The organism is Acidilobus saccharovorans 345-15 (genome assembly GCF_000144915.1).
GTDB classification, from domain to species: Archaea; Thermoproteota; Thermoprotei_A; order Sulfolobales; family Acidilobaceae; genus Acidilobus; species Acidilobus saccharovorans.
The window spans coordinates 1,065,036-1,082,955 of record NC_014374.1; the positions used below are offsets into that span (position 1 = coordinate 1,065,036).

General features: G+C 52.4%; 17 protein-coding genes and 1 tRNA gene. 10 read left to right on the plus strand and 8 right to left on the minus strand.

Annotation, left to right across the window (positions count from 1 at the left end):
- Positions 1-117: 117 nt before the first annotated feature.
- Positions 118-537, plus strand: a complete 420-nt coding sequence (cdd, locus tag ASAC_RS05375) for a cytidine deaminase (protein ID WP_013266979.1) — start codon at positions 118-120, stop codon at positions 535-537.
- On the opposite strand, the gene ASAC_RS05380 is transcribed toward cdd, so the two are convergent.
- From ASAC_RS05380 to ASAC_RS05395, 4 genes are all read right to left on the minus strand, one after another.
- Entirely contained in the window at positions 528-1,916 is a 1,389-nt protein-coding gene (locus ASAC_RS05380; RefSeq protein WP_013266980.1) for a dihydrolipoyl dehydrogenase, read from the minus strand. The genes cdd and ASAC_RS05380 overlap by 10 nt on opposite strands.
- A 349-nt stretch (positions 1,917-2,265) precedes the next feature.
- A tRNA-Ile gene (locus ASAC_RS05385) sits at positions 2,266-2,339 on the minus strand.
- 34 nt (positions 2,340-2,373) lie between these two features.
- Entirely contained in the window at positions 2,374-3,444 is a 1,071-nt protein-coding gene (locus ASAC_RS05390; protein ID WP_013266981.1) for a geranylgeranyl reductase family protein, read from the minus strand.
- Between the two features lie 171 nt (positions 3,445-3,615).
- Positions 3,616-3,864 carry an Lrp/AsnC ligand binding domain-containing protein gene (locus ASAC_RS05395; protein ID WP_013266982.1) on the minus strand — a complete coding sequence of 83 codons (249 nt, stop codon included), beginning with the start codon at positions 3,862-3,864 and terminating at the stop codon, positions 3,616-3,618.
- A 219-nt stretch (positions 3,865-4,083) separates the two neighbouring features.
- On the opposite strand from ASAC_RS05395, the gene prs reads away from it, so the two are divergent.
- Positions 4,084-4,980 (plus strand): ribose-phosphate diphosphokinase, encoded by an 897-nt coding sequence (prs, locus tag ASAC_RS05400; protein ID WP_148217175.1) that lies wholly within the window; start codon positions 4,084-4,086, stop codon positions 4,978-4,980.
- Here prs and ASAC_RS05405 read toward each other — a convergent pair.
- Positions 4,977-5,639, minus strand: coding sequence for a phosphoribosyltransferase family protein (locus ASAC_RS05405; protein ID WP_013266984.1), 663 nt, complete (start codon positions 5,637-5,639; stop codon positions 4,977-4,979). The genes prs and ASAC_RS05405 overlap by 4 nt on opposite strands.
- Positions 5,640-5,760: 121 nt before the next feature.
- Between ASAC_RS05405 and ASAC_RS05410 the strand changes: the two genes are divergently transcribed.
- From ASAC_RS05410 to ASAC_RS05425, 4 genes are read left to right on the plus strand one after another with little or no spacing between them, the layout of a single operon-like run.
- Positions 5,761-6,342, plus strand: coding sequence for a DNA-directed RNA polymerase (locus ASAC_RS05410; RefSeq protein ID WP_013266985.1), 582 nt, complete (start codon positions 5,761-5,763; stop codon positions 6,340-6,342).
- On the plus strand, positions 6,339-6,707 hold the full coding sequence (gene metG, locus ASAC_RS05415; RefSeq protein WP_013266986.1) for a methionine--tRNA ligase subunit beta: 369 nt from the start codon (positions 6,339-6,341) through the stop codon (positions 6,705-6,707). The genes ASAC_RS05410 and metG overlap by 4 nt, the downstream gene beginning before the upstream one ends.
- 42 nt (positions 6,708-6,749) lie before the next feature.
- A complete protein-coding gene (locus ASAC_RS05420) occupies positions 6,750-7,214 on the plus strand; it encodes an RNA-binding protein (protein WP_013266987.1) in 465 nt (154 codons plus the stop codon).
- Positions 7,183-8,808 (plus strand): DEAD/DEAH box helicase, encoded by a 1,626-nt coding sequence (locus tag ASAC_RS05425; protein WP_013266988.1) that lies wholly within the window; start codon positions 7,183-7,185, stop codon positions 8,806-8,808. The genes ASAC_RS05420 and ASAC_RS05425 overlap by 32 nt, the downstream gene beginning before the upstream one ends.
- 4 nt (positions 8,809-8,812) lie before the next feature.
- Here the strand turns inward: ASAC_RS05425 and sucD are convergent, their stop codons facing one another.
- Positions 8,813-9,694 (minus strand): succinate--CoA ligase subunit alpha, encoded by an 882-nt coding sequence (gene sucD, locus ASAC_RS05430; protein WP_013266989.1) that lies wholly within the window; start codon positions 9,692-9,694, stop codon positions 8,813-8,815.
- A 10-nt stretch (positions 9,695-9,704) separates the two neighbouring features.
- Complete coding sequence (sucC, locus tag ASAC_RS05435) at positions 9,705-10,841, minus strand: ADP-forming succinate--CoA ligase subunit beta (RefSeq protein ID WP_048812840.1); 1,137 nt, start codon at positions 10,839-10,841, stop codon at positions 9,705-9,707.
- A gap of 275 nt (positions 10,842-11,116) precedes the next feature.
- Between sucC and ASAC_RS05440 the strand changes: the two genes are divergently transcribed.
- Together ASAC_RS05440 and ASAC_RS05445 are read left to right on the plus strand one after the other, a co-directional pair.
- A complete protein-coding gene (locus ASAC_RS05440; RefSeq protein WP_158303794.1) occupies positions 11,117-13,162 on the plus strand; it encodes a glycoside hydrolase family 13 protein in 2,046 nt (681 codons plus the stop codon).
- Positions 13,163-13,247: 85 nt separating this feature from the next.
- Positions 13,248-14,843 carry a glycogen/starch/alpha-glucan phosphorylase gene (locus ASAC_RS05445; protein WP_013266992.1) on the plus strand — a complete coding sequence of 532 codons (1,596 nt, stop codon included), beginning with the start codon at positions 13,248-13,250 and terminating at the stop codon, positions 14,841-14,843.
- Here the strand turns inward: ASAC_RS05445 and ASAC_RS05450 are convergent.
- Positions 14,830-15,660 carry an ABC transporter substrate-binding protein gene (locus ASAC_RS05450; protein WP_013266993.1) on the minus strand — a complete coding sequence of 277 codons (831 nt, stop codon included), beginning with the start codon at positions 15,658-15,660 and terminating at the stop codon, positions 14,830-14,832. The two genes, ASAC_RS05445 and ASAC_RS05450, sit on opposite strands and share 14 nt — an antisense overlap.
- A gap of 138 nt (positions 15,661-15,798) precedes the next feature.
- Here ASAC_RS05450 and ASAC_RS05455 point away from each other — a divergent pair, with 138 nt between their 5' ends.
- Both ASAC_RS05455 and ASAC_RS05460 read left to right on the plus strand, forming a co-directional pair.
- Positions 15,799-17,499, plus strand: coding sequence for a methylmalonyl-CoA mutase family protein (locus tag ASAC_RS05455; RefSeq protein WP_013266994.1), 1,701 nt, complete (start codon positions 15,799-15,801; stop codon positions 17,497-17,499).
- The gene (locus ASAC_RS05460; protein ID WP_013266995.1) at positions 17,477-17,920 is read left to right on the plus strand and encodes a cobalamin B12-binding domain-containing protein; all 444 of its coding nucleotides are present in this window, start codon (positions 17,477-17,479) and stop codon (positions 17,918-17,920) included. The genes ASAC_RS05455 and ASAC_RS05460 overlap by 23 nt, the downstream gene beginning before the upstream one ends.

The window sequence follows — 17,920 nt, forward strand, 5'->3', positions numbered from 1 at the left end:
AATTCTATAGATAATATATATGCTATGTTGTAATAATTGAGACTATAGGAACTATGGGGAGCGATGTTGAGAAGCTCTTTAGGCGAACGGTCGGAACTTATAAAGGGTGTTTAGTCCATGAGCGCGCCCGAGGACCTGTTAAAGGAGGCCAGAGAGACGATAGACAGGGCTTATGCGCCCTACTCCGGCTATCGGGTGGCCTCGGCCGTAAGGGCAGGCTCTGGGGCCATTTATAGTGGCGTTAACATAGAGAACGCGAGCTATGGACTAAGCATGTGCGCCGAGAGGGTTGCTATATTCAAGGCTGTAAGCAGCGGGGAGAGAAAAGTGAAGGAAGTCCTAGTCATGGTAGAGAGGGGGGAGCCAGCCCCTCCCTGCGGGGCGTGCCTGCAGGTGATAGCTGAGTTTGGCGATGACGACACAATAATATACTCGTTCTCAAAGGAGGGAAATAAGTTAAAGGTTTGGAGGCTCTCGGAGCTGTTGCCTCACAGGTTCTCAAAAGAGTTCTTAGGGATCAAAGAGGGTCAGAAGTAGGGCCTCAGGGCATAGTTTATGGACTCGAACGTCAGCGGGTGAGGCCCTGCCATCCATGCTAGGTTCTTGGCGGTCAGGTTGTTCTCTATAGCTGCCGCAAACACAGCGCTCAGCTCAGCGGCATCGTGGGCGTAGGCCTCAAAGCCCAGTATCCTGAGGGACTCCCTTTCGAGCAGTATCTTCATCCAGCCCTCCCTGCGGCCCACGATCTCTGACTGGGCGTCGTGCTTAAGCGAGTAGTTGACCACCTCGTACTGTATCCCCAGAGCCTTCAGCTCGTCCTCCGTGTAGCCAACCATGGCAATCTCAGGGTATGTGAATATAGTATATGGCACCGAGTGGTAGTTAAACCTGTAGACCTCCTTACCGGTAAGTATGTTCTTTGCCACAATGACGCTCTCCTTAACTGCGGCGTGGAAGAGCATGGCCTTGCCGGTGACGTCGCCAGCGGCATACACGTTAGGCAAGGTAGTCCTGAGGCCAGGCGTCACCTGCACGCCGGTCTTGTCGACTTTAAGCCCCTGGCTCTCGAGCGCTTCCAGCCCATAGCCCCTGGTCCTGGGCCTCCTCCCCACCGCCATTAGTACCTCTTCCGCTTCAACTTCAACCTCCTTGCCGTCGGCGCTCTTAGCCTTAAGCACCTTATATTCTCCCCTCTTCTCGATGCTCTGGGCTGGGCTCCTGAGGTACACATCAACGCCTGCCTCCTTCATGCGCTGCATTGCGGCCTCTGAGAGCTCCGGAGGCATGTTGGGCAGGAGCCTGTCCATCATCTCCACAATTGATACGTGAGTACCAAGCCTGCTCAGCATGTCAGCTACCTCAACCCCTATGTAGCCGCCACCTACTATTGCCAGGGACTTTGGCAGGTGACCCATCGTCTTCTGGTAGGCGAAGAGCGCGTCGCTAGTGATGGCGAGCTCCTTACCAGGAATTGGTATTATCACGTGCTCCGCCCCAGCACCTATGACGAGCCTCTTGGTTTCGACCTCAAAGGTTCCCTCCTCAGTGTCCACCTTAACCTTGTTAGGTCCAAGTATTGTGGCCCAGCCCTTAGCAAAGGATAGGTTAGGCTCATGCTCTTTTATTTCCTCCATGTGGTGTTCGTACCTGATCCTCTGGACCTCCTCCTTGGCCTTCACGACCTCCTGCCATATCTGCTCGGGGTCTATCCTATTCGTGGTCGAGGTGTACTCCAGGATCTTTGTTCTTACAGTCTTTGATGGTATGCAGCCTGCGTAGAGGCAGTCGCCCCCCAGGTTGCCCTTCTCGTCAACCATGAGCACTGAGAGCCCTGCTTCCGCCAGCTCGAATGCCCCAGGATAAGAGGCGCCACCACCGCCTATGAATACCACGTCAACCTTCTCTGGAAGCTTCATAGGCACCGCCGTCAAAAGGAGAGAGCTGTATACAGCTGCTTAAAAGCCTATTTTAAGGTCTTCAATTCACCCATTAGCTGAATATATTTTACTTATCTATAAGTTTTTCTAGTAGGAAAAGAGCTAAATATGCGCAGTTACTTAAAAGGGCAGCTCAGGGGATAGTCGCACATCATTATTCAGAGTCGCTCCACCGTCCTCATCGCTGCCACTTATTGAGCTGTGGCTTGCACTCTTTTACTCTTACGTAACCTTTACCGTTGAGATAATGATCATCTGTTGGCCAAGGGTTAGGCTGTGGCTGAACGTAGAAGAGCTCCGTGGGCTTTACTAAAACCTCAGGGGGCTATGGGCCCGCGGGGGTTTGAACCCCGGACCACCCGGTTATGAGCCGGGCGCTCTACCTGGCTGAGCTACGGGCCCTCACGGTAGAGCCTTCCTGCGCTAACTTTAAAGCTTATCTTTTATCCTCTCGCCTCGCGAGCATGGAAGCTATGGCTTGAGGGGCAGCCCTCAGAAAGTCGTCTAGGCCAAACTCTTGCCTGACGTAAAGGTCCCAGGCCCATTTAGGCATATTCCTCAGGAGGCCCTCAGCCAAGGGGGATCTGTAACTGGCCCTAGTTAGAAGCCGTGATAGCACAGCTGAACTTAAAAGACTGGATATGCCCTCAGAATATTTCTTAAGGATGGAGGTACGGTCTTCAATGCCATAACTTGATATTGCACCGGCTAACGCTTCCGCAGAAACTATGGAGGGCCTGTTGCCCTCGCCGCTCCATGCCATTACAAGGCCTGCGGCCTCGCCTACGTTAATAATGTCGCCGGTGCTGAGCGAGGGGTTAGTGAACACGTTTATGGGTGCGCCCTTAACTTCCAAAACATCAAAGTTCTGGCTTATCTTTTCTTTAATGTAACCTCGGACCAAGCCCTCTAGGTGGACGGCGTCATAAAGCCCGACAAAGCCAGCGCCTACGTTTATTAAGTGGCCGCTGTCATCATAAGGGAATACCCAATAAAGGCCTCCTAAAGAGGGCCTAAAGTCAAGGATTGCCTCCTCAGAGCTCCACGCGGGTACCTTAGCTATAACCCTTAGTGCAAGGACTTCCGATGAAAGAGGCAGGTTGTAGGGCCCCCTTGAATCTATGGTCAGGGCCCCTCGCTCGCCATTCCACGGCCTCCTTATTATATCAACACCGTTATCCAGGGCTGACCTCCTGAGCGACATTATAAGTCGGGGCTTGTCTATTATGGCCCACCTGGAGTTTCCGCTCATGTTGGTCGTGGTTATGTATTTACCCTCAACAAAAACGTGGACAAAGTTTACTATGGTCTTTATGACATCATAGGCCTTGGCTAGCCTTAATGGCAGCTCCTCGAGTGTCAGCTGCTCGCCGCATGGCTTAACGTAAGAAGACTCTACGGGTTCAAAGGCCGTCACCTTAAAGCCTCTTTCGGCAAGCCTTAGTGAGAGCAGGGAGCCGGCGAGTCCTAAACCGGCGATCACTACGTCGCCTGTAAGCTTTCTCAAGGGAGGTCACGCTCTTTACAAGATCTTGTACTGCCGACCCTTAATTCCGCAGACAAATACTCTTTTTAAGGATGTAAACCCAGGCAACAGGATTTAAGTATAGTCGCTGCCAACAACTAGCGCTTAACAAAATATTATATGAAGGCATGGGGTGAACAGGACTCATTCCTTTTAGCTTCTCTCCTTTCCAACGACTATTATGCTGGTAAGCGTGCTCTTTACTCCGTTAAGCTTCCTTATCTTGTCAGTTATCAGCGACCTGAGCTTATCCATGTTCTCCGCTTCCACAAAGGCCACAAGATCGTGAATGCCGTACACCATGTAGACTTTCTTGACCTCATCTATCTTAAGAAGCTCATTAAATATGTCATTCTCCTTGCCGACGTCCGTGTTTATCATAACGATGGCCTGTGCGCCCATATACAGTCCCCAAACCACTTTATATTATCTAAGGCTCTGCCGAATATAACCTTTAGTGGCTCATTAGGCATAATGGTTTTACGTTAGGGAAAGTGCTAGCTTATAAAAAGTCCCGCTTAACTTTCTCGTTAGGCTGACATGTAATACACGTCCTTGAGGGTTCGCTTTAACTTATAGAGCTAAATTCCTAAGACTCAAAGAAGCTCAAGGGCGCGGGCCTTGTATGCAGTAGTGTCAGGCCCAGATGAGGTGTCTAGGGCTTTCGCTAAGTCGCTGGCTAACTCGATAAATGGGTCCCTGTGTGAGCCCCAATACAAGGAGTTCCCTGATGGAGAGCAGTATATTAGAGTTACATGCGATGTTAAGGGCGTGGACGCGATATATGTCAAGACCATGATACCCAGGCAGGACTCGTCAGTGGTGGCCAGCCTGCTGGCGGCTGACTCGCTTAAGGCTTCTGGGGCTAACAGGGTCATACTGGTAGCTCCCTATCTTGCATATGCCAGGCAAGACAGGCAGTTTCTTCAGGGGGAGCCGGTCAGCGTAAGGTCTGTGCTGAGAGCCCTCTGGTCAGCCGGGTTTACCCACATAGCTACAGTGGAGGTCCATAAAGCCGAAAGCCTAAGGCAGTTCCCTGGCGTCGCACTTAACGTGAGGCCCTATTCTTACATGGCTGACATACTTGGGATAAGCGGCCCTAACTACGTGGTCCTGTCGCCTGACCTTGGAGCCCTTGAAAGGGCAAAATCGCTCGCAGAGCACCTGGGAACATCTTATGATTACATTGAAAAGCAAAGGGATAGAGTCACAGGCGAGATCACCATGAGACCAAAGCAGTTGGACGTAGCTGGCAAGGACGTGATAATAGTGGACGACATCATTAGCACAGGGGGCACGGTGGCCAAGGCTGCAGAAATGCTTAAGGAGCAGGGCGCCAGGAGCATCATTGTTATGGTTGCGCACGCCGTCTTAGCTCAGGGAGCCGAAGAGAGGCTTAGGTCTGCAGGCATAACCCAGGTTTATGCTGCTAACACCACGCCGGCTCAGAGCAGCATCGTCAAACAAGTTGACGTGGCGCCGCTAGTCGCTAAAGAGCTATCCAAAGCCTTAGCTTAACCCCTTATTTCTAGCAGAGCCTCCGAGTTCTCGGCAACTTTCCAGTCAGTTCCCACGGCCACCACTACGACTGTTCCAACGAGCTTAGCCCCAGCCCTCCTGACAAGCTCTGCCAGGGCCCTGAGCGTGTGGCCATGTATGCTAAAGTCGTCAACTATTAGGACCCTGGAGTCCTTGGGAAGCTCCCTCTTAGTCACGTAGAATACCGTGTAGGAGGCTGGCCCGGAGAGGTACATGGCCTCAAGTATGGGTTCCTCCGAGGGCGGCCTCTGCTTTCTGGCGACCACTATGGGCACGTTAGCTGCTAGGCCTATGGCGGTGGCCAGGCTTATGCCCCCGGCCTCAGGCGTCAGCACGCACGTGAAGGTCTTGTCAAACCTCTTTACAACGTATTCAGAGACCAGTGTTAAGGCCATGGGGTCGAGCGTTACGCCGGTTATGTTGTAAAAGCCGTTATACACCTTTATGGCCTTGGCCACAATGCTTGTGATGACTTCCCTCGAGAGGAGGGAGTCCACGATTTTCTTAGCGTTGCCCTCGGAGGGCAGCGTACTGCCATTGATGTAACGTGACAGCATGGGAGACGATAAGCCCGTTATCTTAGACAGGTCAGTGAGCTGAAAGAAGGCCCTGGCTGCCCTAAGGAGCTTGACAGACATGTACCTGAGCTCGTTAAAGTTAAAGTCGCTCAGATCTAGACCCCAGTACCTGTTAGCCTTGTGAGAGCTTAAAGGCCTCCCGATTTCTGAGTGGAGAGGAGCTAAGAACAGGTGGGCGCAGTTGTACGCCGAGTATACGCTTTACGAGTGGGTTGGGGTGAGGCCTGAGTTAGCCTACAGCGGTGAGATAAAGCAGGCAGTGCTTCAGTCGCTTCGAGAGGAGCTTGAGGGCCAAGTGGATGAGACAATGGGTATTATAATATCTGTGATAGACGCTGACGTAGAGGGTGATGGGGTGCTTCTGCCTAACGACCCCCAGATTTACTTCCCCGTCAGGTACAGGGTTCTGAGCTTTGAGCCCCTGCTCCAGGAGGTCGACAAAGGCATAGTAAGCGACGCAAGGGAGTTCGGCGCCTTTGTGAGCCTCGGGCCTACCGACGGCTTTGTACACAGGACCCAGCTAATGGACGAGGACGCTGACTTCATACAGGAGACCAGGAGCTTCAAGGGCCGCGAGAGCGGCAGGGTAGTTGGAGTTAATGACATAGTCAGGGTGAGGATAACTCAGGTCAGCAAGGCCTCTAGGAGAATGGCAGCGGTTAGAATAGGCCTAACCATGAGGCAGCCCTACCTTGGTAAGGAGGAGTGGTACACAGAGAAACAGCAAGTTGCGGGAGGAGGCGAGGGGGGTGAAGCCTCTTGAGCCAGGAGGGCCAGCCGCAGGGCCAAGCAGGTGACAACATTATTGATTACTCCGAGTTCGCAAAGGTAGACCTGAGGGTTGGCAAGGTTTTGTCTGCAGAGCCAGTAGCTAATAGCAGGAAGCTGATAAGGCTCACTGTTGACCTTGGGTCAGAGCAGAGGCAGATACTCGCCGGGCTGCTTAAGTGGTATAAGCCTGAAGACCTGGTGGGTAAGTATGTAATAGTTGTAGCTAACCTTAAGCCTAAGCAGATGGCAGGGCTGACGAGCCAGGGCATGCTGTTGGCGGCTCCGTGCGGGGACTCTGAGAAGCCGGTTATACTTACCGTGGCCGAGCCTGTCCAGCCCGGCTCAAAGGTCTGTTAGCTACTTTTGACTTCCAGGCACCGTTAGCTCAGGGGGCTGGCTATGAAGAGGGTTTTAAGAGGGGACCCCTTTGAAGGGGATGACCTAGAACCCACGCCAGGAGCCAGCTCCCTCTGCCTGGAGGAACTGTTTACGAGCCTTAGCAGAGATGATGTCTACGAGCTGTTCTCACAGCTGGTCTCAAGCGAGGTAAACTACGTTGACGTGCTAGTTCACTCTGATGACAACAGAGAAATTTACGCCAGGTGCTTCGTGTCCCTTACATGCCTCGAGGTCCTAAAGGTAGTGGTGAGGCTCTGTGAAAATGAAGCTCGCCTAGACGCCATCAATTTGCCTGAGGTGGACGCAGCCAGCTTGGAGGGTGACTGCGTCGAGCTTATATCAAGGCCTGACCCCCCTATAAAGATAAGGAACCTCCTGAGAAAGCTAGGTGTAGGAGAGCCCAGCGAGGTGCAGGGCTATAGGTTACTAAAGGATGATCAAGTTGGAGATCCCACCGAGGTTTAAGGTGCGCGGCTGGCTCAGCGACGAGGACTTTCAGAGGATCCTCGAGTTCTCTAAATACGTGGGCCGCGACAGAGGGTTCTCCATATTTGAGTTGAGCGATGAGAAGGCCAAGGAGTCAGGCCTAGGCCCTGTTGACATATTAAGGGAGCTGGAGGAGCTCAAGGACTCCATTCCCCAACAGGACCTGGAAACATTGAGGGAGTACTTGAGGAGAAAGGGCACGGTTAAGATAGGTCTCAACTCTAGCAGCGAGGTCGTAATATCCAGCGAGCTCATGCTGAAACCATACCTGCAGGAGTATCTTGCGCAGCTTAAGTACAGCAAAGAGCTAAGAAGCTACATAGCCAAGCCTTACCTATACTATGACCTTGTCAGGCACTTGAACAGTAAGGGGATAATAGTTGATGATAAGATAGGGCTACTGGAGAGGGCTAAGCTGCCCAGGCAGGTAAAGTTCGTGGGCCAGCTAAGGCCTTATCAGCAGGAGGCTCTTGACGCCTGGTCAAAGAACAACAACAGGGGGGTAATAGTCCTGCCGACAGGCGCGGGCAAAACGGTGGTGGCCATAGCTGCCATAGCAGCAGCCAATGTGAAGACCCTCATAGTGGCCTACACTAAAGAGCACGTGAAGCAATGGAGCGACGCCATAAGGAGGTTCACAGATGCCGGTGGCCTGCTGGGGGCGTTCTATGGAGACGAGAAGTCCATAGGCGACATAACAGTGACCACCTACCAGACAGCATATAGGTACGTGAGGCAGCTGTCCCCGAGGTTTGCCCTGGTAATTTTTGACGAGGCTCATCACCTACCGGCGGACAAGTTTAAGGCAATAGCGGAGTACATGTTGGCCCCATATCGCATGGGGCTTTCCGCCACAGCAGTCAGGGAGGATAACAAACAGGAGGAGGTGTTCCCGCTGGTAGGAGGCATAGTTTATCAGAAGAGCGCGTCCGAGTTAATGCAGGAGGGTTTCCTGGCGCCCTACGTGATAAGGAGAGTCACGGTCAAGCTCGCGCCGGAGGAGCAGAAGCTATACGATGAACTGAGGAAGCGGTACGCCTCATTCGCTATGGGAAGGACTTTCCAAGAGGTCCTTGAGGCTGCAAAGAAGGGCGAGCAGAACGCCATACAGGCCCTGAGGATCAGGGCCCAGATGCAGTCTATAGTGCAGGAGAGCAGAAGCAAGCTGGACAAGGTAGTTGATATTGCAAAGCAGGAGCTGAATAAGGGCTCCAAGATAATAATATTCACGCAGTATAAGAGGCAGGCCGAGGAGCTTGCTCAGAGGCTCGGTGCGCTCCTCATACATGGAGGCCTTGAGAGGGAGGCCAGGGACAGGGCCCTTGACGAGTTTAAGAAACTTAAGAGCGGCGTGCTCGTAGTTACCACTGTAGGCGATGAGGGCCTTGACATACCTGACGCCAACGTTGGGATACTCGTCTCTGGAACTGGCTCTAGGAGGCAGTTCATACAGAGGCTTGGCAGGCTGTTAAGGCCTATGCCTGGCAAGACTGCAGTGCTATACGAGGTTGTGGCAAGCGGCACCAGCGAGGTTGTGCAATCAAAGAAAAGGAGGGAAGCAGTTGGGGACTAATGATTTAGGCTCTCTTGAGGGCCTCGCTCACAAGCTTAGGAATCTCATAGGGCGTTATGGCCACCCTTACCCCAGCGTCCTCCAGCGCGGCAACTTTGTCTTTGTAGGCCCCAGTGCCAAGCATTATTATGGCGCCTGCGTGGCCCATTCTCTTGCCCTCGGGCGCTGTGCGGCCGGCTATGAACGCTACTATGGGCTTCCTTATCTTGCCTTCCTTGACCATCTTGGCCACCCTTTCCTCAGCGTCGCCGCCTATCTCGCCCACCATAACTATAGCCTTAGTCTGCGGGTCTCTCTCGAACATCTCGGCTACCTCTGGGAACGTGAGCCCAGTTATGGGGTCACCGCCAACTCCTATCACCGTTGACTGCCCTAGGCCGGCCTTGGAGAGGAAGTAGCTCACCTCATAGGTGAGGGTACCGCTTCTAGACATCACTCCAACGGGCCCTGGCGTGAAGACGTTGGCTGGCATTATGCCAACCTTGGTCTTGCCTGGATTTATTATGCCTGGGCAGTTGGGCCCTATTATTATGGAGCCCTTCTCCTTGGCGTAATTGACGAATGCCATGGCGTCGTGTATGGGTATGTGCTCAGTTATGACTACTATGGTCTTAATGCCGGCATCTATGGCCTCAAAGACGGCGTCAGCGGCAAACTTAGCTGGCACGAATATTATTGACGTGTTGGCGTCAGGGTGCGCCTTCACCGCCTCATCCATGGTATCATAAACCGGCACGCCTTCAACAGTAGTGCCTCCCTTGCCTGGGGTCACGCCGGCGACTACCTTGGTGCCATACTGAAGCATTAGCCTTGTGTGGAATGAACCCTCCCTGCCAGTTATGCCCTGTACGATTACTTTAGTGTTCTCGTCAACTATTATGCCCATCCCCATCACCTCACAGGTTCTTAAGCGCCTGAAGCGCCTCCAGCGGGTCACTGTATGGCGTTATGCCCACTTCCTTAAGAATCTCCCTTCCCTGCTCCTCGTTGGTCCCAGTTAACCTCACAACTAGGGGCTTGGCCTTGTTGCCCAGGTCCTTGAGCGCCATTACTATGCCCCTGGCAACTTCGTCGGCCCTAGTTATGCCTCCGAATATGTTTATGAACACCTTCTTGACCTTGGGGTCACTCATAACGAACTCAACGGCATCCCTTATGTGCTCAGCCTCAGCTCCCCCTCCTACGTCAAGGAAGTCGGCAGGCTTCATTCCAAACTCGTAGACGAGGTCCATGGTGGTCATAGTGAGCCCTGCCCCGTTTCCGATAACCCCGACATCACCGTCAAGTTCCACGTAGGCAAGGTCCTTCTCTCTGGCCGCTATCTCCCTCTCGCTGAGCTCTCCGAGCCTCTCCTTCTCGGTGGCGGCGTACTCCGTGTGCCTGAAGAGGCTATTGTCGTCGATTATTATCCTGAGGTCGAGGGGCAGAACCTTGTCTGGCAGAAGCGCCAACGGGTTGCTCTCGGCGAGCTCAGCGTCATAGTCCATAAATGCCCTGTACAGCGCCTGCAGGAAGTTCTCAAAGCTTGAAAGTGCTTTGCCTGTGAGGCCAAGCTGCTTGCCCAGTATTCTGGCCTCATAATTTCTTAGTCCCTTGTATGGGTCCACGTAGTACTTTATTATGGCCTCGGGGTGCTCCCTGGCAACCTCCTCAAGATCCATGCCACCGTACTTGCTTACCAGCACGAGGGGCTTCCTCTCGGCCCTATCAAGCACTATTCCAGCGTAGAGCTCCGCATCATGCTTTATGGCCTGCTCTATAAGCAGGATAGAGGGCTTTATTCCCTTGATTGGAGTCTTGAAGAGCTGCTGGGACACCGAGACGGCCTCGTCAACGTTATTTACAAGCTTTATTCCGCCGGCCTTGCCCCTTCCGGCAACCAGGACCTGCGCCTTAACGGCCAGTGGAGGGGTTAGGCCCGAGCTTTCTATGGCCTTCCTTATATCGTCACCCTCGCGCACTACGACGCCCTTCGGCGTTTCGATGCCGTACTTCCTTATGATCTCCTTAGCCTCATACTCAAACAGCTTCACAGGCCCACCCACGCCTCCCAGTCTCAGGATTAATTAATAAGCTCTGAAGAGACCCCTTCTAGCGTTTCGGAAAGTCGTTGGCGAAATGAAAGGCAAGCCTTGCCTTTTGGGCGGGAGGAGGGTCAGCGCTGCTGTCAGCGGACACTCAAGAGTAGACAGCAATTAACTTTATGCTAACTCAGAGCCCACAGCTACCCTTATTTACATGGAGCAAGCTAGACCGTAACGTAAATATGGAACGCCTAAAGGCGCAGGCCGGTGTTGAAGCCATGTATATGAGCGTCAGGCCACGGCTAGGCAAGGACAGGTATGGTGAGCCAGACCTTATCTTCAGCTATCCGTGGCCTGAGGTGGCCGCGGGAAAGCACATATACTTGGTGTCAGAGTTCACGTCATACTTCCCGGGCAGAGTTGAGCTGAAGAGGAAAGGCAATAGGGGAGTTGCGCGGGTACCCGTCAGGGAAGGACTTTATCATTATGCGTTTGTCGACAGCCTTTACAGAGTCTACACGGACTATGAGAACCCAAGAGCCGCTGAGGTGGATCTAGGCCTAAACATGGGAAGAGTGATGGCCAGCGTGGCCGAGGCAGGACTTAAGGAAATCAGGGATGCCATTTCTGAGGGCGGGCTTCACGGTAACCTTATACTGCACGACGAAAGGTGGCCAGGTTACCTCTCGGGCTATGGAGGAATCACTGCTGTGAGGGTTTTTACTGTGCGGGAAGAGGTGGACTCCGTAACACTGCTGGCTCTCGTGGAAGGATCATGGAAGCCCTTTGAAGCGGAACTGGCCTTAAGGGACTCCTACAGGGACTACTACGAGGCGAGAGTCCCCGGAAGAGTCGAGGCATACTACTTCTTGCTTTCAGTCGACGGCAAGAAATTGCCTTTCGGGTTTGATGGTCTGGGATCAAGGGAGCCATGGATGGCAGAAAGCGGCTACTACAGTGATACTATACCATGGTACCTGGGCACTTCATATTATCTTGTGTTTCCGGACAGCTTCGCGGGCTATAGGGAGGATTTTGTTAAGCTAAAAACAAGGCCCAGGGAGCGCATAGGAGGCAACCTTAAAGGGCTTGCAGAGAAGCTCAGTTACATAAAATCCGTCGGGTTCGAAGCCATATACTTAACTCCCATATATGTCTCTAACAGCTATCATCGCTATGACGTTATAGACCAACATCGCGTAGATCCATCGCTGGGCGGCGAGGAAGCCTTAGAGGACTTAGTGAAGGAGTCCCATAGGCTTGGAATTAAGGTGGTTTTGGACCTAGTGGTACATCACACGTCTCCCTGCTCTAAGGAGTTTTCTGACGCTTTGAAGGGGTGGAAGAGCTCGGTTTACTGGAACTGGTACAGATTCCTTGTGGACTCAAAGGATGAGGTGGCCCACGATGCAGAGCTGCTCGAGAGGTACGTTGATTCTGGCTGTAGGAGCTTCCCTGAGGAACTTCGCTCTAAGGACCCGTTCTATGAGACCTTTGCAAAGCTGTGGGGAATGCCAAAGCTAAACCATCAAAACAGAGCCGTCCTGGACGAGCTCTGCAGGGTAGTAAGCGACTGGGTGGCAAGAGGCATAGATGGCTTTCGCATAGATGTAGCGCACGGGCTTCCCGACGACGCTATGAAATACCTGTACGAGTGCATAGTGAACAGGAGGTCTGAGTCGCCGGTTATAATGGAAATAATGGGTGAGCTCTCTGCATTCCCCATGGGAATAATTTCGAACTCCGCTATGAACTACGAGGCCAGGGGCCCTATACTGAGCTTCTTCAGGGGCGAGATGACGGCCTTCGAGCTCTCGGAAAAGCTCAATAGGCAGTACCTTAGGTTGCCCCTACATGTTGCCAACGCGCTCTATAACCTGCTGGGCAGCCACGACACGCCTCGCGTAATGGACATATTAGGCTCTAAGGATCTCGTCGCCAGAGCTTTAGTTCTAACGGCCCTCATGTACGGTTCCTTCAGCGCCTACTATGGCGATGAGGTTGGGCTCAGGGGAGGCAAGGATCCTGACAACAGGCTTCCAATGCCATGGGATGAGAGCCTGTGGGACAAGGACCTTCTCGACTTAGTTAGGAAGCTCATAGCCCTTCGGAAAGCATCTAAGGCCTTGAGGTATGGCTACTTTAAGGCGAGCCCCTTAGGTTCCGACGCTATTTATGTAGAAAGGACCTACGGAGGGGAAACAATAATGGGTTACGTAACTCGCCGTGCCGTAGAGCTGTCCTCGCTAGTAGAGTGTGGGGAAATACTGCTGGAGGGCGGCTTAAGGAACAATTATCTGGACGGATTCGTTCTGTGCAGAGCTAAGTGAAGTGTCGCCCAATTAAGATTCTCTAATTGCGGCTCTAACGATATAAATATTATTTGCCAGGAGCCCTGCTCCTGCAGGTGAAAATATGGCAAAGGACGTGATAGTCTCCGTCACGCCGGAAATAGCGCTGGACGAGCTGTATAGCTACGCTGGAGGTCTAGGAGTTCTTGAGGGGGACAAGTTTTACGCTATGGCAAGGAGAGGCGCTAAATATTACGTAATAACGCTTCTCTATAGGCATGGGTACATTGACTATACCTTTGAGGAGGACAACACTCCTGTGCCCAGGGAGCAGGAGCAGCCCATCGAGCTTGAGACCCTGCTAAGGCCAGAGAAGGAGTTTGTAGTGAAGGTGAAGGGAAACAACGTAATAGCAAGGCCTTGGATCTATGATAGGGGTAAAGCTAAAGTAGTGTTCATGGAGGCGGTGTGCCCTGAATGGGCGAGGAGGTACAGCGAGCAGGCTTACATAGAAAACTGTTTTGAGGAGAACATCTACAAATACATATTCTTAGCCAAGGCTGCCGCCACCTACATCAGGGACTACATAGGTCTCGACAATGTAAGGAACATAGACCTGCAGGAGGCATATACGGTGCTGGTCATGTTGGCTTTGCCCGAGTTTAAGCAGTACCGCTTCATAACTCACACGCCAGGACCCTGGGGGCACCCCGTGTACCCTACAGCGGTCCTAGGCGAGGAGTTCGGCTTTGGCAGTCCAGATCCATACGTCATATTAACCAAGGTAGGCATGGAGCGCGCAGTGGTAACTTACGCCGTCTCAGCAAAGCATGAGGAGATAACGAAGAAAACGTTCAAGGAGTACTCCGAGAAGATATCCCATATAACCAACGGTGTCGACGTTGAGAGGTGGCAGCACCCCGCACTGAAGCAGCTGATAGCATCTAAGGGCCTTGATAACTTAGCAGAGGATGACGTGTGGCAGGCCCACGCTCAGGCTAAGAAGGACTTCATTAACATGATAAAGGCTTACAAGGACATAGGCGATAAGTACCTGGACAAGCCTGTTATAGTGTGGCTTAGAAGGAACACGCGCTACAAGAGGCCCTACTTCATAGCCAGATTCATAGAAGAGAACGGTTTAAGCGACGTGCTCTTCGTGGTTGGCGGTAAGGCGCATCCAAGGGACACGGATGGCCTTATGTACATGAAGGAATTCCACAGGCTCTCAAAGCAGTTCCCAAACGTGGTACACATATACGACTACGACGTAGTTAAAGCTAAGGTTCTTCAGGCAGGGGCTGACATACAGACCTTCACCCCCTTCTCAGGATGGGAGGCGAGCGGCACCAGCTTCATGAAGTCCCTTGCAAATGCCATACCGGTGGTAGCTTCCAAGGATGGCGCTGTAGTGGAGGTTGTTCAACATGGAGTCAACGGATGGCTCTTTGGGGAGGACCTTAGAGACCTTATAAACATCTACACGGATCCAAAGGCGCAGGAAATTGATGAAAAGGATTACGAGGAGTTCTCCAAGTATCTCAACGAGGCTATAAACATATATGGGAGCGAGAAGTACAAGTCAATGGCCCTCTCCGCACTAAAGACGTCATATAAGTTCGTTGACATAAACAGGACCCTTAACGAGTTCTACTTTAAGGAAGAGCAAGCAAAGACTTCACAGACGATAAGTAAGGAGGAAAAGGCTAGCCCCTCTTGATTACCCTTAGGACCTTTTCAACCATATCATTTAGCGCGGAGAAGAAGCTAGGACCGTAGTGCGCCAAACTGTCGTAGTCAAGTATAACTATGTGATTCTCCTTAACAGCCCTAAGACTGTCAAGGCCCCTGGAGGCCAGCCTTCTGGCCACTTTTTCTGGCGTCGCGTTCTCTCCCAACTTCTGTTCGTAGACTACTACATCAGGGTCAAAGCTTTTAATAGCATCGGCGTCTGGGTTAACTATGTAGGGGATCCTGCTCATTGAAAATGGGTGTTCAGCCCCGAGGAAGTCAAAGGCGTCACCTATATAGCTGTGGGCCCCTACGCTCACGGGCCCTCCCAGGTCTATCTCATAGTAGAGCTTTACGCCCTTTAGAGCGCCTTTAAGGCTTATGAACTTACTGACCAGGCTTGATGCGAGGTCCCTGGCCCGTGGAAGTTCTCCAACCACTATGCCTGTTACAATAATATTATCAAGTATCCCATACATGCTGACTGGAAGTGGAATAGGGTACACTACGTAGCCTTTGGACTCCAGTTCAGAGATCTTATCCCTCTGGGCACCCGTGGTCACGAGCACTAGGTCAGGGCTTAGCTTCTGGAGCAGCTGATAATTTATGTTCAGGTAGGCACCGACCCTGGGCTTCTTGGAGACCTCTGGCGGCTTATCACAGAAGAAGCTTACGCCAACAACTCTGTCCTCAGCTCCTAGTAGGTAGAGGGTCTCCGTTATAGCGGGAGAGAGGCTGACGATCCTCGATGGCCTCTCTGGCACCTCAACCTCTTTTCCCAGGATTTCAGAGAATAACTTTACCATATGGCCCCCCTTTTCTTGAGCCCCCAGATGTTTATAGGGTTAACTTAAATGCAGTAGTTATGTTCGTGTAGGTTTAGTTAAGCCCTTTAGATTACCTATAAAAACTTTGTAATAGGTTATACCTTTGGGTGCTCTGCATTGGGTGCAACGTTCAATAATGACGAAATTAAGAAGATAAGCGATAAGGCCTCAGAGTGGCGGAGAACCACCTTACAGCAGTGGCTTCAGAGGCTTCCTGAGAGGCAGCAGGAATTTACTACACTGAGCGACATACCGATTAAAGAGGTCTACACTCCAGCCGACATACCTAACTTCGATTATATGGAAAAGCTTGGCCTGCCGGGCGAGTACCCCTTCACCAGGGGAATACATGCGACTATGTACAGGGCGCGCCTTTGGACGATGAGGATGTTCAGCGGCTATGGCAGCCCTGAGGACACTAACAAGAGACTTAAGTTCCTTATAGAGCATGGTGAGACAGGCCTAAGCTTAGCCTTTGATTATCCAACCCTTGTAGGCATAGATCCCGATGATCCTATGGCAGAGGGTGAGGTGGGCATCGTTGGTGTCAGCGTTCCAACCATAGTTGACATGGAGGTGGTCTTTGATGGCATAGACATGGGCAAGGTTACAACTAACATGACTATAAACCCGCCGGCGCCGGTGCTCCTCTCATTTTATGTGGCAGTTGCAGAGAAGCAGGGCGTGCCTTACTCTCAGATAGGGGGCACGACGCAGAATGACCCCCTGAAGGAATTCATGGCGCAGAAGAGCTACGTCTTCCCTCCAGAGCCCGCGGTCAAAGTGGCCATGGACCTAATAGAGTGGAGCGTCAAGAATCTCCCTAAGTGGAACCCGATAAGCATAAGCGGCTATCATATAAGGGAGGCTGGAGCCACCGCGGTTCAGGAGCTGGCCTTCACGCTGGCCGACGGCATAGAGTACGTGAGGCAGCTCAAGAACAGAGGCCTCGACGTTGACTTCTTTGCGCCTAGGCTCAGCTTCTTCTTTGACGCGCACATAAACTTCTTTGAAGAGATCGCCAAGTTCCGCGCGGCAAGGAGAATGTGGGCCAAGATTATGAGGGACTGGTTTGGCGCCAAGAACCCCAGGAGCTGGTGGCTCAGGTTCCACACACAGACCGCAGGCGTCTCGCTGACGGCCCAGCAGCCGTGGAATAACATAGTAAGGACGGCCATAGAGGCGCTCGCCGCCGTGCTAGGAGGCACTCAGAGCCTACACACCAACAGTTTCGACGAGCCGTTCAGGGTTCCAAGCGAGTTCGCGGCGAAGATTGCCCTTAGGACCCAGCAGATAATAGCCTATGAGACGGGGGTGGCGGATACTATAGATCCACTTGCGGGAAGCTACTATGTGGAGTGGCTAACGGATGAAATAGAGGAGAGGGCCTGGAAGTATATTGACAAGATAGAGAGCATGGGAGGCATGCTGGAGGCCGTCAAGAAGGGCTTCCCGCAGAGGGAAATAGCTGATGCCGCATATAAGTTCCAGAAGGACGTGGAGGAGGGAAGGAGGTTCATAGTAGGCGTTAATATATTTACAGAGAACGAGGTAGAAGACGTCAGGAAGGTGCCGCTCCTGGAGTTTGACCAGCAGGAGATAGAGAAGAAGCAGAAGCAGAGGATAGCGCAGGTGAGATCCATGAGGGACCAGCAAAGGTGGTCGAGAGCCCTAGACGAGCTTAGAAAGGCCGCCGAAAAAGGTGAGAACATAATGCCCTATATACTTAACGCGGTGAAGGCTTATGCAACCTTAGGCGAGATAATGAACACCCTCAAGGAGGTGTATGGAGTCTATGTCGAGCCTCCAATATACTGAGGAGAGGCCTTACAAAGTAATAGTGGCTAAGCTTGGCCTCGACGGCCACGACAGAGGGGCCAAGGTTATAGCAAGAGCCCTCAAGGACGCTGGCTTTGAGGTGGTTTACACGGGGATAAGACAGACCCCTGAGCAAGTCGCAAGGGCAGCCATAGAGGAGGACGCTGATGTAATAGGCGTTAGCATACTCAGCGGGGCTCATGTGCACCACGTCAGGCTGCTCATAGAGAAGCTAAAAGAGCTAGGAGGTGAAGATATACCCGTCGTGGTCGGAGGCACTATACCTATAGTTGATGTAGACGAGCTTAAGAGGCTAGGCGTCAAGGAGGTGTTCCTGCCGGGCGAGAGCCTAAGCAAGATGGCTGAAATAATAAGGGAGCTCGCAGCTAAGAAGCGTCAGTTGGAGGCTTTAATGGGGTGA